At 50.7% G+C, this 16913-nt stretch carries 13 protein-coding genes; 8 read left to right on the top strand and 5 right to left on the bottom strand.

Going from position 1 to position 16913, the window contains the following annotated elements; genetic code table 11:
- Positions 1-13: 13 nt before the first annotated feature.
- On the bottom strand, positions 14-1336 hold the full coding sequence (locus IPM52_06055) for a hypothetical protein (protein ID MBK9291169.1): 1323 nt from the start codon (positions 1334-1336) through the stop codon (positions 14-16).
- 365 nt (positions 1337-1701) lie between these two features.
- Between IPM52_06055 and IPM52_06050 the strand changes: the two genes are divergently transcribed.
- The 5 genes from IPM52_06050 (at position 1702) to IPM52_06030 (ending at position 8701) form a co-directional block, all read left to right on the top strand.
- Positions 1702-4494, top strand: coding sequence for a pyruvate, phosphate dikinase (locus IPM52_06050; GenBank protein MBK9291168.1), 2793 nt, complete (start codon positions 1702-1704; stop codon positions 4492-4494).
- 209 nt (positions 4495-4703) lie between these two features.
- Positions 4704-6320 (top strand): phosphoenolpyruvate carboxykinase (ATP), encoded by a 1617-nt coding sequence (gene pckA / locus IPM52_06045; GenBank protein MBK9291167.1) that lies wholly within the window; start codon positions 4704-4706, stop codon positions 6318-6320.
- Between the two features lie 207 nt (positions 6321-6527).
- Positions 6528-7070 carry an RNA polymerase sigma factor gene (locus IPM52_06040; GenBank protein MBK9291166.1) on the top strand — a complete coding sequence of 181 codons (543 nt, stop codon included), beginning with the start codon at positions 6528-6530 and terminating at the stop codon, positions 7068-7070.
- The gene (locus IPM52_06035) at positions 7060-8322 is read left to right on the top strand and encodes a hypothetical protein (GenBank protein ID MBK9291165.1); all 1263 of its coding nucleotides are present in this window, start codon (positions 7060-7062) and stop codon (positions 8320-8322) included. Before IPM52_06040 ends, IPM52_06035 begins: the two co-directional genes overlap by 11 nt.
- Positions 8323-8512: 190 nt before the next feature.
- Entirely contained in the window at positions 8513-8701 is a 189-nt protein-coding gene (locus tag IPM52_06030; protein MBK9291164.1) for a hypothetical protein, read from the top strand.
- 308 nt (positions 8702-9009) lie between these two features.
- Here IPM52_06030 and IPM52_06025 read toward each other — a convergent pair whose 3' ends face one another.
- Both IPM52_06025 and acs read right to left on the bottom strand, forming a co-directional pair.
- Positions 9010-9645, bottom strand: coding sequence for a DUF1801 domain-containing protein (locus IPM52_06025; protein ID MBK9291163.1), 636 nt, complete (start codon positions 9643-9645; stop codon positions 9010-9012).
- Positions 9646-9692: 47 nt separating this feature from the next.
- Positions 9693-11603: an acetate--CoA ligase gene (acs, locus tag IPM52_06020; GenBank protein ID MBK9291162.1), complete on the bottom strand. Its 1911-nt coding sequence runs from the start codon at positions 11601-11603 to the stop codon at positions 9693-9695.
- A gap of 103 nt (positions 11604-11706) precedes the next feature.
- Between acs and IPM52_06015 the strand changes: the two genes are divergently transcribed.
- Complete coding sequence (locus tag IPM52_06015) at positions 11707-12093, top strand: DoxX family protein (GenBank protein ID MBK9291161.1); 387 nt, start codon at positions 11707-11709, stop codon at positions 12091-12093.
- Between the two features lies 1 nt (position 12094).
- Here IPM52_06015 and IPM52_06010 read toward each other — a convergent pair whose 3' ends face one another.
- A complete protein-coding gene (locus IPM52_06010) occupies positions 12095-12637 on the bottom strand; it encodes a response regulator (GenBank protein ID MBK9291160.1) in 543 nt (180 codons plus the stop codon).
- Positions 12638-12649: 12 nt separating this feature from the next.
- Complete coding sequence (locus IPM52_06005; GenBank protein ID MBK9291159.1) at positions 12650-13828, bottom strand: undecaprenyl/decaprenyl-phosphate alpha-N-acetylglucosaminyl 1-phosphate transferase; 1179 nt, start codon at positions 13826-13828, stop codon at positions 12650-12652.
- 235 nt (positions 13829-14063) lie between these two features.
- Here IPM52_06005 and IPM52_06000 point away from each other — a divergent pair, with 235 nt between their 5' ends.
- Positions 14064-15269: a glycosyltransferase family 4 protein gene (locus IPM52_06000; GenBank protein ID MBK9291158.1), complete on the top strand. Its 1206-nt coding sequence runs from the start codon at positions 14064-14066 to the stop codon at positions 15267-15269.
- 19 nt (positions 15270-15288) lie between these two features.
- Positions 15289-16893 carry a response regulator gene (locus IPM52_05995; protein ID MBK9291157.1) on the top strand — a complete coding sequence of 535 codons (1605 nt, stop codon included), beginning with the start codon at positions 15289-15291 and terminating at the stop codon, positions 16891-16893.
- Positions 16894-16913: the final 20 nt, after the last annotated feature.

The raw sequence follows: 16913 nt of genomic DNA, 5'->3' as shown, positions 1-16913 counted from the left end.
CTTTGTTTGAATATTATTGATTATCAACAATCTTTGATACGTGAGCTTCAAGGTAGGCATAGGCTGAAGTCAGTTTGCCCCGGTGCAGAATCAGGGCTTTTCGGATAGGCGACGGAAGTTCGAGCTTTTCGAAGGCTTGGCCGAAATCTGCATTTGCAATCGCCGGAAGATAAGGCAGGAGCGCATCGCCAAAACTCATCGAGGCTTCGCGTGGCAGCTCGCTTGGCAGAATGTCCACGGCCATAATCAGCAAGCCTTTACCCTCGAAACCCATTCTATATTTTCTGGTAAATGGATTGTACACAAACACCGGGTCGTCGATCGGGGTGCCTTTGTGGGTACATTCGATCGAACCATCCGGATCGCAGGTGATGTCGCCGATCACCTGCAGCTTTGGTTCGCCTGCGCTGAAGAGTTTTTCAAGAAAATCTTTGGTCACAATGCGCGGGTAGCGATTGTCCCAGTACATGCAGTTGAGGAGCAGGCTCAGGTGAGGCACATATTGCTCAAACTGGTTCTCGTAGAGGTGAGGGTTGCGGTAATAATGCTGCAGATCGAATGCTGTGCCGGCTTGTCTTGGACGGGAAAGATCGTGCTCGCGGAAGATGACTTTCACCACCACATTGCGCGGCAGGTCTTCGGCTTTTGTGGCCAGCAGTTGTTCAGGCGATAGCTCGATTCCGGGCAGAAGGTTTAAGATTTCGTGCGCGCCTTTGGCCACGTTGCCGTCGCCGGTGATGCCTATCACAAGCGGCGCAAGGCCCTCGGGGATGCCGTACCTTGCAATTTCAAGTCCGGCGGCCGAAACCGCAGCCCTGGCTTCGTTCAAGGAAGCATAACGATAGGTTTGTTTCAGCGCAGCAAAAGGAGTGTGGATTCCCTTGTACTTCAGGCGCTGACCAAGCGACCAAAGGCTGTTGATGGCTCCGGCCAGACCGGCAAACCGTCCGAAAAAGATCAGTCGCTTACCTTCCTCATTCTCAATCTTTTCGTAATCAATCAGGTTGCAGCCTTTTTGCATCATGGTGTGCAGCATGGGCATGTTGTAAGGCTGCCCTTTGACCACGTGCGAAAAAAACAAATAAGTCTTCCCCGGCTCAAAATGATGCGCCGGTATTTCCTTCACGCCAACAATCACCTCCGCCTCCCTGAGGTCGTTGGCAACGGTTGCCCCGGATTCGGCATATTCGGTATCCGCAAAAACCCGTTTGTCGGAATGTTCCACAATTACTTTTATCCCCTGAGCAACAAGTTTTTTCACATGCTGAGGTGTGATGGCAGCCCGACGCTCCATCAGATATTTGTCTTCGTGCCTGATACCAATGGTTTTGGTCATAGATGTTAGGGTTAATAAAGAAAAAGGTTTCGACGGAACGAAGTTGCTCATTTTTCTTCAACCCTGCCAGAGGGCAGTGGCCAATTCGCTTTGCTGCCGGATTATTTAGAAATCGTTTAAATAGTCGTGCGACGGCCGTTTGCAACATATTATCGGACTTGACGGCCATGATGAAACACCATAGCCTTTTGCAGAACGGGGGATTATCAGGATGCCCGCCTCAACCGTTTGCAATCGGGCAGATGTAAAATGGTCTGAATCAGGCTTGTTGCTTTGCGGCAGTTTCTTATCTTTGCAACTCCTTAAAAAGAAGATGCAAACGCTGCATAATCTTCACATTATCAACATAATCTAAACGATTTACAATGGCTAAAACAAAGTATGTTTACTTCTTCGGCGACCGCAAAGCCGATGGAGACGCCTCAATGCGCAACCTCTTGGGTGGCAAGGGCGCCAATCTGGCCGAAATGAACCTCATTGGCATGCCTGTGCCTCCCGGCTTCACCATTACCACCGAGGTGTGCACCCTCTACAACCAGAAGGGCCGCGATTATGTGGTTTCGCTCATCAAGGAGCAGGTGGAAGAGGCCATGCGCAAAGTAGAAAAAGTAATGGGCACCAGCTTTGCTGATCCCAACAACCCCTGCCTCATGTCGGTACGCTCCGGTTCGCGTGCTTCGATGCCCGGCATGATGGACACCGTGCTCAACCTCGGTCTGAACGACCAGGCTGTAGAAGGCCTCGCCCGCAAAACCGGAAACGAGCGCTTTGCATGGGACTCCTACCGCCGTTTCGTACAGATGTATGGCGACGTTGTGCTGGGAATGAAACCCAAATCGAAGGAAGACCACGATCCCTTTGAAGAAATCATCGACCACATCAAAGAAGAAAAAGGGGTAAAACTCGACACCGAGCTCACCACCGACGACCTCAAGGAACTTGTCCACCGCTTCAAGACAGCTGTGAAAGAAGCTACCGGTAAGGATTTTCCTGCCGATCCCTGGGAACAGCTCTGGGGTGCTATCATAGCTGTGTTCAACAGCTGGATGAACGAACGTGCCATTGTTTACCGCCAGCTGAACAACATCCCCGAAGAGTGGGGCACTGCTGTTAACGTTCAGGCAATGGTGTTTGGCAACATGGGCGAAAACTCTGGTACAGGTGTGGCCTTTACCCGCGATTCGTCTACAGGCGAAAACATCTTCAACGGCGAGTATCTGATCAATGCACAGGGCGAAGACGTGGTGGCCGGTATCCGCACACCCCAGGAAATCACCCTCGAAGGCTCGCGTCGTTGGGCTGCTTTGCAAAACATCAGCGAAGAAGAGCGCAAAGCTAAGTATCCCTCACTTGAGGAGGTGATGCCCGAAGTTTACAAGGAGCTCGACGATCTGCAGCAGAAACTCGAAAACCACTACCGCGATATGCAGGACCTCGAGTTCACAATTCAGGAAGGCAAGCTGTGGATCCTGCAAACCCGCAACGGTAAACGCACAGGCGCTGCCATGGTGCGCATTGCTATCGAGATGCTCGAAGAAGGCATGATCACCAAGAACGAAGCCCTGCTCCGCGTTGAGCCCAACCGTCTCGACGAACTGCTTCACCCCGTATTCGACAAGGCTGCCCTTGCAAAAGCCAAGGTGCTTGCCAAAGGTCTGCCCGCTTCGCCTGGTGCCGCCACCGGACAGATTGTATTCCACGCCGATGAGGCTGAAACCTGGGCTGCACAGGGCAAAAAAGTCGTACTGGTACGCATCGAAACATCACCCGAAGACCTCAAGGGCATGAACGTGGCCGAAGGCATCCTCACCGCACGCGGCGGTATGACCAGCCATGCTGCTGTAGTTGCCCGCGGTATGGGTAAATGCTGCGTTTCGGGCGCCGGCACCATCAAGATCGACTACAAGAACCGCACCGTGACCATGGGAGACAAGACCTTCAAGGAAGGTGATTTCATTTCGCTCAATGGCTCAACCGGTGAAGTTTACGAAGGACGCATCGAAACCAAAGAACCCGAACTCAGCGGTTATTTCGGCAAGCTGATGGAATTGGCCGACAAAAAATCGCGCATGTACGTACGCACCAATGCCGACACCCCGCACGATGCACGTGTAGCCCGCAACTTCGGCGCCAAAGGTATCGGCTTGTGCCGCACCGAGCATATGTTCTTCGGCGGCAACAAGATTGTTGCCATGCGCGAGATGATTCTCGCCAGCGACGAAGCCGGACGCCGCAAAGCGCTCGAAAAGCTGCTTCCCATCCAGCGCGAAGACTTCGAAGGCATCTTCGAAGCCATGGAAGGCCTGCCCGTGACTGTGCGCCTGCTCGACCCGCCCTTGCATGAATTTGTGCCCCACGACGAAAAAGGCCAGAAAGAAATGGCCGAGGTGATGGGCCTTAGCGTGGAACAAATCAAACACAAGGTGGAAGAACTCCATGAGTTCAACCCCATGCTCGGCCACCGTGGATGCCGCCTGGGCAACACCTATCCCGAAATCACCGAGATGCAAACCCGTGCCATCATCGAGGCTGCTCTCAACCTCAAAGCACGCGGCATCCAAGCCCTGCCCGAGATCATGATCCCCCTCACCGGCACCCTGGCCGAAATGCGCATGCAGGAAAACATCGTCCGCAAAACAGCTGAAGCTGTGTTTGCCGAGCGTAGCGACAGCATCGAATACCTCGTCGGAACCATGATCGAGGTGCCCCGCGCTGCCGTAACCGCCGATGAGATCGCCCAATCTGCCGAATTCTTCAGCTTTGGCACCAACGACCTCACCCAGATGACCTTCGGCTACTCGCGCGACGATGCCGGCAAATTCCTCGACATCTACAAGAAAAAAGGCATCCTCAAGCACGATCCCTTCGAAGTGCTCGACCGCGATGGTGTGGGCAAACTGGTGAAGATGGCTGTGAAGAAGGGCCGCAAAACCCGTCCTGACATCAAACTGGGCATCTGCGGCGAACATGGTGGCGAACCCAGCTCGGTCGAATTCTGCCACGAAGCCGGCCTCAACTATGTGAGCTGCTCACCTTTCCGTGTGCCAATCGCCCGTCTTGCAGCTGCCCAGGCTGCCGTGCGCGAAAAAATGGCCCAGAAAGCCAAAAAAGATGCTAAAACCAAAAAGGACAAGAAGGATAAGAAAAAATCCAAATAGTCCGGAAAATAAATCTTTAACTATTTGAAAAACAGCGCTGCCCGAAAGGCGGCGCTGTTTGTTTTTTATGTTTCCGGGTCATAAGCCTCAAGCAGGCTGAGCAATCTGCAGGTGGGTATATTTTTTCCGCAATCGTTTTAGAAGGGACTGCTTTTTTTAATTTTGCAGCCTGTCACGAAAAAATCAATAACTCACCAAACACGCAACTTATGCAATTCGACGAACCAAAACTCAGGGCCGACCTGGCAGGCTACGGCATTAAAAGCGTTGGAAGGATTTATTACAATCCCGATTACGACACCTTATTCGAACACGAAACCAACCCGGCCCTTCAGGGTTACGAAAAAGGCGTGGTGACCAACACCGGCGCTGTTGCGGTAGATACAGGTATTTTCACCGGCAGGTCGCCCAAAGACAAATACATCGTCTATGATGATATTTCCAAAGATACCGTCTGGTGGTCCACCCAGGGAAAAAACGACAACCGCCCGCTCGATCCCGAACACTGGAAATATCTCAAAGCCATCTCGGCAGCCCAGTTCGAAGGAAAAGATATCTATGTGATGGACACCTTTGCCGGCGCCAACCCCGACAGCAGGCTTTGCGTCAGGTTTGTGATGGAAGTAGCCTGGCAGGCCCATTTTGTCAAAAATATGTTTATCCGGCCCACCGAAGAAGAACTCAAGACCTATAAGCCTGATTTTGTCGTGCTTACGGCCAGCAAAACTACCAACCCCCGCTGGAAGGAAATGGGAATGAACAGCGAAAATTTTGTCGTGTTCAACCTGACCGAACACATGCAGCTCATAGGCGGCACATGGTATGGAGGCGAAATGAAGAAAGGTATCTTCACCATGATGAATTACTACCTCCCGCTCAAGGGTATTGCTTCCATGCACTGCTCGGCCAACATGGGTGAGAAAGGGGATGTAGCCATTTTCTTCGGGTTGTCGGGCACAGGCAAAACCACTCTTTCAACCGACCCCAAGCGCTGGCTCATTGGCGACGACGAACACGGATGGGATGACGATGGGGTGTTCAATTTCGAAGGCGGATGCTATGCCAAGTGCATCAACCTGAGCGAGGAGAACGAACCGGATATTTACCATGCCATACGTCGCGATGCGCTGCTCGAAAATGTGGTCGTACGCCCCGATGGGTCTATCGATTTTTCGGATGCATCAAAAACCGAGAACACGCGTGTTTCCTATCCCATCTATCACATCGAAAGGATTGTGAAACCCGTATCGAAGGGCGGTCATGCCACCAAGGTTATCTTCCTCACCGCCGATGCTTTCGGGGTATTGCCTCCGGTAGCCATACTGAACAGCGAACAGACAAAATATCACTTCCTGTCGGGATTCACCGCCAAGCTGGCTGGCACTGAGCGTGGCGTCACCGAGCCACAGCCGACTTTCTCCGCATGTTTTGGCAATGCTTTCCTGGCCTTGCATCCCACAAAATATGCCATCGAGTTGGTGAAACGCATGGAAGCCGCCGGAGCAAAAGCTTATCTCGTAAATACCGGCTGGAACGGAACCGGCAAGCGTATCCCGATCAAAGTGACACGTGCCATCATCGATGCCATCCTCGACGGCAGCATCGAAAAGGCACCCACCCGCGTGACACCACGTTTCCGGCTAACAGTGCCCACCGAACTGCCAGGCATCGACCCCAACATCCTGTTTACAAAAAATACCTACGCCGACCCTGCTGAGTTCGACCGCAAAGCCGATATGCTTGCCAAACTCTTCATCAACAACTTTGAAAAATATACCGACACCGAAGAAGGACGCAAGCTCGTCGAAGCTGGCCCAAGACCCTAATTATCCTTGGTTTGCGTTTTAAAGAGGTTGTCCGGCAAGCGCTTCGGACAACCTTTTTCGATTTTAAGTCTAAGCGTGCATAAAGTAGTTTTTTGGTTCAATTTCATCTAATTTTGAAGCAGAAATTTGAGATAAGCTGCAACTTTAATCCATGCCTTTTCATCTACAAGCCTTAGACGGGGAGAAAGGGCGTTTTTGACCGGTGTGATGGACGAAAAACAACTGATCAAAGACTGCCTCAAAGGTGACGCCAAAGCCCAGAAGCTTTTCTACGACACCTTTGCCCCCCGGATGTACGGGGTTTGCCTGAGGTATGCCAATGATGCAGATACGGCCAAAGACTATCTGCAGGAGGCATTTATCAGGGTTTTCAACCACCTGGGGCAATACCGGTTCGAGGGTTCGCTCGAGGGCTGGGTTCGCCGGATCGTGGTAAACACCGCACTGGAGAAGTTGAGAAAAAACGACGTGTTAAAAAATACAGCTGAGCTCGAAGCATTGAGAGGAATGTCAAGTCAGCAGGCTACACCGGTGGATCAATATTCGGAGCGCGAGCTACTGGCGTTGATCCAGACGCTGCCACCGGGGTTCCGGACGGTGTTCAATCTTTTTGCCATCGAGGGCTACAGCCATCAGGAAATTGGTGATATGCTGAATATCAGCGAAGGAACATCCAAGTCGCAATATGCCCGGGCCAGACAATGGCTGATGCAGCGGCTTGGAAAAAAAGACAGAGGCGATGAACAGTAAGGAAGATAAAATAGCGGAAATTTTCCGCGAAAAACTAAACAACTGGGCTCCCGAGCCTCCCAAAGGCGTTTGGGAAGCCATACAGGCTGCACAGCAAAGACGTCGCAGATTGGTCATCTACAGGATAACTGCCATTGCAGCTGCACTTTTGTTGCTCATCAGCCTGCCATTTGTGCTCCAGAAGCAAGAAAGCACCACGCTACCCGCAACGCAAACCGCTGAAGTCTCAGCCTCCGATACCGGAGCAGCCGTTGAAGCGCCCGGAGCAACTGCCTCCGATAATGCCATTGAGCTGTCTCAGGCCAAAGATTCAGGAAAGCTTTATACCACACAAACAGCGCCGCAACGCCCTGAAAATATCCAGCATAGCGTTGATTTACAGTCAGTAGGGAAAACCGAACTGGCAGCTGTCGTTGATCCACAAGAAAATACGGAGTCCATCAGATCCGAAGATACCAGCCCTGTCGGAGCACTGACCCAGGTGCCACTTTCGGATGAGGCAGTGCGTATGGCTTTGGATGAGATGCTCGAAAAACTGAAGGAAGAAAACATTGCAGAGCTTGTGGATTATGTTTCCGGAGAACGGAACAAAACAGCCCTGGCATTCAACTACAATTTTGCGCCGGCTTCCATCGTTGGTCAGAATGGCTTATTCAACAACATCCTGAACTATCGGTATGGCCCGGACCCATTCCAGGGTCGCATGGTTTTTGATACCCGCTTTTTGAAAGACATTGACGAAAGCCGCCTGGAAGCACCGCTCTCTCTTGGTTTCAGGGTTTCGCTTCCCCTGTCGCGAAAACTGGCATTTGAGACTGGACTGGTTTACACCAAACTCAATACCTACACCCGTACTTTCCCGCTCGACGGCGTTTATCTCGAATACAACCAGACGCTGCTGTATTTAGGCGTTCCCGTTGGAATGCGATACGAATTTGTGCAAACCAGGCTGGTCAATCTCTACACTGCCCAGCATGTGACGGTTGAAAAAGGGGTTGCTGCCATCAATACTGTTAACAAATATCAGAAGGACAATATCATAGGGCGCGAAAGGCTATACGAAAACATCAGCGGAATACAGCTGTCCACCACAACATCTTTAGGAGCAGGCCTCAATCTGCACAGATATATCAGCCTGTATGGCGAAGGCGGATTGCAGATCTTTTATTTGAATCACACTCAACCATTCAACATCCGTTCGTCGAAAAAACTCTGGCCTGTTTATCAGAGCGGAATTCGTGTGAATCTTTAGCAGGGCTGCAACCTTTGCGCAATCGTTTGCATCTGGGAATTGATATTGTTAATGGTTTGACGTCCTTTTCCCGTTTTTGCGATACCTGATGCAGCATAAACCGGCCGGGTACCCAGGCAACAAAGGGATTACAGGCATTGACAATGTCTCTTAAATAACTCATTTACAAATTCAAAAAATACTCACTGACATGTTCGGATTGTTCAAAAGGAAAGAGCGTCGCAAGCCAATGGTTGACCTGGTGCGCTGGCCTTTGTCGAGTTTCCGCAAGCCCGATACCTCCCAGCCTTCCATCTGGAACAACAGGTTGGGAGCACAAAACAGGCTGGCCAGGCAGTTCAACAAGCTTTGGTCGATCAGCCTGCGTTCATTATGGTAAAACCGTGTTCGACATATGACGGCCATGCCATGCCACAAAACGTTTTGTTTTGAGGGTGTGGCCGTGCTGTATTTTTATCTCTGATGCAAACTCAGATTATCGAAAAGTTCATTGAAAAAATAGCAACCTCAACTCACTAACCCAAATTTCTGGCATTGAAAGGAGCAGGAATGCTCCTTTCCCAATGCCAGGTTTCTTTGGTATTTCAGCTTAAATCGAAAATTTTAACGATCAATCGGTTTTTTGTTTTACGTCTTCTTGCTTTTCTGACATAAACACGCTTGGCCCGGGCTAATGTCCGGGTTTTTTTATTTTTCGTTGAGGCCTTTGCCCGACATGATTTTGCTGCGGCTGCGCCCGATGCGTGATATTCGGGTGGATTGTTGCCTGGCCTGATTGAAATAATAAACGTATTCGCGCTGTTTACCAGGGCTGAGATTGCGGAAAGCCATTTCGAACCCGGGCCACTGGTCAAAGCTTTCCTGAAGTTCGGCCGGTATGGCAGGCAGGGTGGTGTTTTTTGGGAATTTCAGGCCTTTTCGCTTTATTTCAATGGCTTGCGCTATAAGCTCAAGGATATTTCCGGCGTTTTCGTTCAGTTGGTCGGGGCTGGTGAGTTTAATGATGCGGCTTTCCTGGCTGTTCTCGCCAGGTTTTTGAAGCAAGCCATATGGGTCGGTCATGAGCGCACCTTTGAAGAACGCGATGCTGCAGTAGTTTTTAAATGCCCCGATGATGACGATGTTTTTGCCATTGTCTGTATAGCAAGGCACGCCCCATTTGCGTTCTTCCTTCAATCCGGTCTGCCGCATCAGCTGGCGTATGGATAGCAGCAGCTCGCGCCAGGTGTTTACTTTGCATTTCGGGGTGCCTCCCAGCGGACACCTACCGCAGCCAAGGTCGAAGTAGGCATCAGCGCTGTTTGCTTGGTTATGTGTTAACATTTTGATATGCAGTGAGATGTGACTTGTTGTAGCTTGATTGGGCAGGATTATTCATCATTCCGGGCTGCCAGCTGCACGATTTCATTCACGATCTCCGGGTCGAGCAGGGTAGTGGTGTCGCCAAAGTCGGTGGTCTTGCCTTCGGCAATTTTCAGCAGGATGCGGCGCATGATTTTTCCTGAACGTGTTTTTGGCAATCCTTTGACGATGAGAATTTTATCTGGTTTCGCAAATGGGCCGATCATATTGCTCACCGCCATACGGATCGAATTGCGGATACCTTCTTCGCCGCCTGTGCTGAAGTGTGTGCACACCACAAAGGCATAGATGCCTTGTCCTTTGATGGGGTGTGGAAAACCTACTACGGCCGATTCGTCAACAAGCGGGTGTTCGTTGATGGCGTTCTCTATTTCTGCAGTTCCGAGTCTGTGACCCGAAACATTGATCACATCGTCCACACGGCCGAGGATGCGGTAATAGCCATCTTCGTCGCGTTTCACCCCATCGCCTGTAAAATAGAGTCCGGGGTAATGGCTGAAATAGGTGCGCACGAAACGCTCGTGGTCGCCCCAAATGGTGCGTGCCATACCGGGCCAGGGGTAACCAATACAAAGATTGCCTTCAACACTGTTGCCCAGCAACTGTCTTCCTTCCTGATCCATGATCACCGGTTGAACGCCCATCAGAGGCATGGTGGCATAGCCGGGTTTGGTGGGGGTGATGCCGGCCAGCGGGCTGATCATAATGCCTCCGGTTTCGGTTTGCCACCAGGTGTCCACAATAGGGCATTTGTTTTTGCCGATATGGTCGTGATACCAATGCCAGGCAGCTTCGTTGATGGGTTCGCCCACTGTGCCGAGCACCTTGAGGCTTGTGAGTTTTTTATTTTCGACCCACTCCAGGCCAAGGGCCATGAGGCTGCGGATGGCAGTGGGGGCCGTGTAAAATTGGTTGACCTGATGTTTATCGATGATTTCCCAGTAGCGACCGGCATCAGGCCAGGTAGGTATTCCCTCGAACATCACCACTGTGGCGCCGTTGAGCAGGGGACCATACACGAGATAGGAATGGCCGGTAATCCAGCCAATGTCGGCTGAGCAGAAATAGATGTCGCCATCGCCGTATTGAAATACATTTCGGAAGGTATAGCCCGTGTAAACCATGTATCCGCCAGTGGTGTGTACCAGTCCTTTAGGCTTACCCGTTGAACCACTGGTGTAGAGGATAAATAGCGGGTCTTCGGCATCCATTTCGGCAGCAGGCACGGGTGGATAGTTCTTTTGCATGAGGTCGTGCCACCACAAGTCGCGGCCTTCCGCCATGGGCACATCTTCGCCTGTGCGCCTGAGCACTATGGCTGTCGTTACGCAGCGGCAGGCGTTCATGGCCTCGTCGGCAATAGCTTTGATGGGAATGGTTTTATTGCCGCGATAACCGCCATCGCTGGTGATGAGCATGCGGGCACCTGCATCCATCAGGCGCTCCGAGAGCGATTGTGCCGAAAAGCCGGCAAATACTACCGAGTGCACTGCGCCAATGCGTGCACAGGCCAGCATAGCTACAACCAGTTCCGGAACCATCGGCATGTAAATGGCCACCCGGTCGCCTTTTTTGATTCCAAGCCCGGACAACACGGCTGCAAAATGTTCCACCTGGCTGAACAGCTCGCCGTAGGTGATTTTGCGGAAGTCTTCGTTGGGATCGTTGGGTTCCCAGATGAGGGCGGTTTGGGAAGATCGGAAAAAGAGCTGGCGTTCGAAAATGTTTTCGGTCAGGTTCAGCTTTGCACCCTCAAACCATTTGACATAGCCCCGCCTGAAGTCCCAGTCAAGAATGTTGTTCCATTTTTTGCGCCAGTAGAAGCTGTCGGCAATATTCGACCAGAATCCCGTTGGGTTTGTGACACTTTTCTGATATTCAAAGATATAGCCGCCAAGGGTGGAAACTTTTGGTATCATTGCGATTGTTTTTTGCTGGTGGTCGGCTAAAATAGCAGAATTTTGGGGTCTTAAATACAAACTCAACCTGGAACCTATGCTCAGAGGATTATTTTCGGTCAGGATGAATGACGGGCTTTTGAGCCTGTGGCTTTTATTTTTCCGGGTGGCGCTTGCCCTGATGATGCTGACACATGGTTTGCCCAAGCTGGCAAAATTGCTTCCCGGACAGGAGATTGTTTTTCCGGATCCACTTGGTATCGGGACGCTTCCCTCGCTATTGCTTGCGGTGTTTGCCGAGGTGGTTTGCAGTCTGCTCATTCTTCTGGGACTGGGAACCCGTCTGGCAGCCATTCCACTGGCAATTACGATGGCGGTGGCGGCGTTTATGGTGCATGCAGGCGATCCGTTTGCACGCAAAGAACTGGCGCTGATGTATCTGCTAAGTTACATCACGCTGATTGTCACCGGTTCGGGAAAGTTTTCGGTTGACCGTTACCTGAAGATCTAACTTATTTCGTTAGGATAAATACAACCAGCGATACGAGCAGCACCACGATGACCGTACCCATAATGATGATCCGCTTGCGGTAGGCTTTGGCTTTGGCTTTGTGCGATTCGATTTCGGCTTCGTAGTTGCGGAGGTTGCGGATGTTGTGTATGGTTTTGCTCAGGTTTTCGATGAATACGTCATCTTTCAGGATGTAATCTACAGCTCCGGCTTGCAACAGGTTGACAGCCATTTTGAGTTCGTTGGCTGCTGTGAGCATAATGATGGGTAGTTTGCGGGGTATTTTGTTATTTTTTTTGCGCAGCTTGAGCTCTTCGAGGATTTCTTCGCCATTTCTGGCAGTTTCGACCATGCTGTTCAGGTAATAGTCGAGGATGATGATGCCTGGTTGTTGATCCGGGTTGTTGTCGAGAAATTCGAGCATTTCTTCGCCCGTTCCGAAATGTTTTACCTGGCAGCCGAATTCTTTTTCAAGTTTTTTCTGGGTGAGCAGTCCGAACGCTTTGTTGTCTTCAACGAGGTAGATGATTTCTTTGATTTCCATGGCATTTAGCGTTTATAGCTCCCTGTCGAGCAGTTGGTTTTTATCGGTGATGTCCTCGATGGCTTTGGCGGCTTGTTTGCCGCGGCGAAGCTCGATCAGCAGCCGCTTGATGTTGATGCTTTCGCTGAAAATAGCTCCGATAATAAACAGAAACGGAATGGAGAAGGTAGGAGGGTAGTAGCGGAAGATAAAGGCCAGCACGATGATGGCTATGTTGGCGCTGTAGAGGATGATTGCGGCTTTTTTGTGGTCGGCTCCGGTTTCGATGAGCAGATGGTGCACGTGCGTTTTGTCGGGGCTGAAGGGTGATTTCTTTTTGAGGATGCGCTCGGTGAACACGCGCAGGGTATCGTAAACCGGCAACAGCATGATTCCGACAATAACCACGGTAAAGCTGGCAGTTTTTGCAGGGGCTTCGGCAGCCAGGGTATATCCGCCTTTGATGACCACAATGCCGAACAGTGCCATCAGGAAGCCTACAATGAGCGAACCTGTGTCGCCCATGAAGATTTTGGCGGGATTGAAGTTGAAGACCAGAAACCCGAGCAAAGCTCCGGCGAATGTGTATGCCATCAGGCTGTACAACACATTATCCTGAAACAGCAGGATGGTGCCCATGGCCATTGAGTTGATAAATGCCAGGCCACCGGCCAGTCCGTCAATCCCGTCAATCAGGTTAAAGGCATTGACCAGCCCTACAACCAAAAATACTGTGAATGCGTACTGAATCACCGGATGCATCTGGTAGATGCCAAAAATACCGTTGAGCGACTCAATTTTATACCCGAAGAATGCAATGAGCAGCGCCACAAGGCTTTGCACCATGAACTTGAATTTTGCGCTCAGATCCTTCAGGTCGTCGAAAATACCCATGACGAACAAAACCAGCATGGAGGCAAAAAGCACCAGGTCGCTGGTGTGGCCTTTGAAAATAATCCAGAACAGGCTGATCAGGATGAAGCCAAGGAAAAAGCCAGCACCACCGAGGGTAGGAATGGGATTTTTGTGCATTTTCCGCTGGTTGGGCTTGTCCATCAGGTTGTAGCGTGCACTGAGTTTGATGATTACAGGTATGGCAACCATGGTAATCAGCATGGCGCCCACAAAGCTCCCCAATACAGAGACTGTTACCGAAAACACGTTGAAATCAACGAATTGGTCGAAAACGGAAAGGATTGTAAAATAGCCCATAATCATACAACTCGCTGTTAGATACGTCAATACGTCTTACGCATTGCGTATTGACAGAAATTTTTGTAAAAATATGAAGCAAATTTGGTTTTTTTACATGCAACAAAAAAATAAGTTGCCGGGTAAAACAATGCACTGCGCTTTACAAAATGGTAACAAATGCTGATGATTGAAATATTCGGGAGACGGATTTGAATAATGCAATAATTTTAGGCTTTCAAAACATGACATCTATTTGATCGGACTGATGACCCAACCACAGGAAGCCGGACGCCGGATCAGAATTGCTGTGCTGACTTCGTTTGATCCCATGGACAAGCGTAAGTTGTCGGGGATCACATACCACATGGTGATGATTCTTCAAAAATATGTGGGGGATGTGGTTTTGATGGGGCCGGTCAAACGCCGGAAGGTTCTGAGGGGGATTTACAACCGCATTGCACGATTTTTCCCGAAGCCTTACAATCTCGACCACAGCCTGTATCTGGCCTTCCGATACATGTTGATTTTCAACCGGAAACTCAGCAGATTGCAGGCTGACGTCGTGTTTGCACCGCGTGGTTCGACCGAGATAGCGCTTGTCAGATCAAAATTGCCCATAGTTTACCTGAGCGATACCACATTTAAAAGTCTCTATGGTTATTATGAATGGTTCAGGGACTTTATGGACATTTCTGTGTGGGAGGGTAATCTCATTGAGCGGATGGTTTTGCGCAAATCGGCTGCTGTGGTCATGGCCTCGCAGTGGGCCGCCAGATCGGCTATAGAGGATTACGGCATTTCGCCCGAAAAAGTGTTCGTTGTTCCTTTTGGTCCGAACATGGAGTTTGATCAGATTCCTGAAAGTGAGGTGGTAATGGAAGCCATCCGGGCCAAGGATAGAAATGTTTGCAGGTTGCTTTTCCTGGGGGTAGAGTGGTACCGCAAAGGAGGCTACATTGCTTTTGATGCGTTGAAAGCCATGATCGGTATGGGTGTTGATGCGGAGATGACTGTGGTTGGCTGTGTGCCTCCTGAGGGTTTTGAACATCCCAAAATGAGGGTCATTCCTTATCTCGATAAAAATGATGAGGTTCAATATCAACAGTTTATCTCGTTGTTTTATGACCATCACTTTCTCATTCTGCCCACCAGGGCCGAGTGCTATGGTGTGGTTTTTGCCGAAGCTTCTGCATTTGGCCTGCCATCGCTGAGCACCCAAACCGGTGGTGTGAGCACTGTGGTGCAGGAAGGCAGAAATGGATACTGTCTGCCGCTCGACAGTCCTGGTGTGGCTTTTGCTGCGCTTGCCGCGAGGATATTTAAAAACTACGAGACTGAATACCTGCCGCTTTCCTTCAGTAGCAGGCAGTTCTTCGATGAGGAGCTCAGTCCGGAAGTTTTTGGTAAACGCATGGCCGAAGTTTTCAGGTTTGCCATGAATCGAGGTTCAAAATCATAAAGCGAAGCTATCATACACCATGCCAACGCAGCCGTATTTTGGGGGACGCGACAAACGTCAGCAGAAGAGCTTCAGCAACAAGCCCTATTATCGCACGCTGATCGATCTGAAGCGTGAGCCATGCCTGCTGGCTGATATGGATGGTGATATACTTATTGTGAATCAGGCTTTTGTGTCGCTGGCGCAATTTGCCGAGGATGAGCTGCATGGCAATCCGCTGCGCAGCATCTTGTTGAGGAAACAGGGCAGCGAACACCCCCTGGAAAGTAAGGTGCTGCGGGAGTTTGACGAGGGGTTTTTGTTGCTCAACGCTCAGGGTTGGTTATTGCCGGTGCAGGTGAGTTTCAAAGAGATCGAAGGGCAAAAGTTTCTTGTCACTTTCGGGATCGAAGCCGAACAGGAAAAGCGGCCCATCGAAGCAGAAGCAGCCAGACCGTCAGTCGAGGCCTTTGAGGCAGAGGCAACGCTTCCGCTGCGGTCTGTTTCGCCCAGCGAGCTTCCAGCATACAGCCAAGATGAGCTCATTGAAATACGCACACAGCTCAGCGCTTTGTATGGTATGCTGCGGCTCATGAAGGAGGATGCCGGGTCGGGCATAGATGCATCGAACCGGCAACGCATTGAAGATGCCATCAGGGCGCTTGAGAAGCTGAAAAACAAGGTAATACGCAGCGAAGGTGCTGAAGGCGTGCAGTCGGTTCAGTACAAGATTGAGGCTGTGAATCTGGCCGATGTGCTGAGTAATGCCGTTGCAGGCCAGCGCCAGCTCTCGCTCGAGACAGGCCTTGGTATTGCCCTTGAAGGTGAGCGAATGGTGCATGTGTTGACCGACCAGGCAATCTTGAGTGATGCGCTTAACTGGCTTCTGGGCAAAGCATTGCGCTATTGCCGCGGAGCACAGGTGCTGGTAAGTGTGTCCAGATCGCCCGATCAGAAAGCTGTAATTATCAATGTGGACAACATCGGCCTGGAACTATCGGCCAGCCTGATCGAGCGTATCAGGAAACCCGGCGCAACCAACGACCAGGTGTTGATGAATGAGCTCGGGATGTTCGACAAAAATTTTGCACGCTTGTTCAGCTTATCCCGACAGGCCGGGTTGCAATGGGACTTTGAACTCGTAAAGCCCGGAAAAATCATCGGGCGGCTTCAGCTCGAACCCCTGGGCGGCGATAGCCTCGAAGCTGCCATACGAACTATCGAGCAGCAGTTCAGGGAGTTGAAATTAAGTGTATTGATAGTTGAGGACGACAGAATCAATGCTAGGATTCTCGAAGATTATCTTTCAGCAGCATCGGAGGTGTATGTAGCCTACTCCGGCAACGAGGCACTCAACATCCTTGAGTTCACACTGGCCACAAGCCCGATACACGTGGTGCTCATGGATTTTACCCTACCACCCCCATGGGACGGACAGCGCCTTCGGACCGAGATGATCAGGCGATTTCCACTGCTGGCACGGACAATTTTTATTGTCCAGACTGCCATGCAAACAGATGAATTGCCCCGAAAACTGGAGGAAGAATTCTCTTGCATCATGCAAAAACCGGTTGACCGCTTGCAATTGCTGAAAAATATTTTGGCTAAGTGGCAGGAATTGAGTTTTGAAAACACTTTGCGATAAACTACATTTGCGTAAAACAA

It is taken from the genome of Bacteroidota bacterium (genome assembly GCA_016715945.1).
GTDB lineage: Bacteria > Bacteroidota > Bacteroidia > Bacteroidales > F082 > JALNZU01.
This window is presented reverse-complemented; position numbering and strand designations above follow the sequence as displayed.

Bases quoted from the DNA above. Each gene is read 5' to 3' on its own strand.
- IPM52_06050 (MBK9291168.1), top strand. From the start codon at position 1,702: ATGGCTAAAACAAAGTATGTTTACTTCTTCGGCGACCGCAAAGCCGAT.
- IPM52_06025 (MBK9291163.1), bottom strand. From the start codon at position 9,645: ATGTTAACACATAACCAAGCAAACAGCGCTGATGCCTACTTCGACCTT.
- IPM52_06040 (MBK9291166.1), top strand. From the start codon at position 6,528: ATGGACGAAAAACAACTGATCAAAGACTGCCTCAAAGGTGACGCCAAA.
- IPM52_06015 (MBK9291161.1), top strand. From the start codon at position 11,707: ATGAATGACGGGCTTTTGAGCCTGTGGCTTTTATTTTTCCGGGTGGCG.
- acs (MBK9291162.1), bottom strand. From the start codon at position 11,603: ATGATACCAAAAGTTTCCACCCTTGGCGGCTATATCTTTGAATATCAG.
- pckA (MBK9291167.1), top strand. From the start codon at position 4,704: ATGCAATTCGACGAACCAAAACTCAGGGCCGACCTGGCAGGCTACGGC.
- IPM52_06030 (MBK9291164.1), top strand. From the start codon at position 8,513: ATGTTCGGATTGTTCAAAAGGAAAGAGCGTCGCAAGCCAATGGTTGAC.
- IPM52_06010 (MBK9291160.1), bottom strand. From the start codon at position 12,637: ATGGAAATCAAAGAAATCATCTACCTCGTTGAAGACAACAAAGCGTTC.
- IPM52_05995 (MBK9291157.1), top strand. From the start codon at position 15,289: ATGCCAACGCAGCCGTATTTTGGGGGACGCGACAAACGTCAGCAGAAG.
- IPM52_06055 (MBK9291169.1), bottom strand. From the start codon at position 1,336: ATGACCAAAACCATTGGTATCAGGCACGAAGACAAATATCTGATGGAG.
- IPM52_06005 (MBK9291159.1), bottom strand. From the start codon at position 13,828: ATGGGCTATTTTACAATCCTTTCCGTTTTCGACCAATTCGTTGATTTC.
- IPM52_06035 (MBK9291165.1), top strand. From the start codon at position 7,060: ATGAACAGTAAGGAAGATAAAATAGCGGAAATTTTCCGCGAAAAACTA.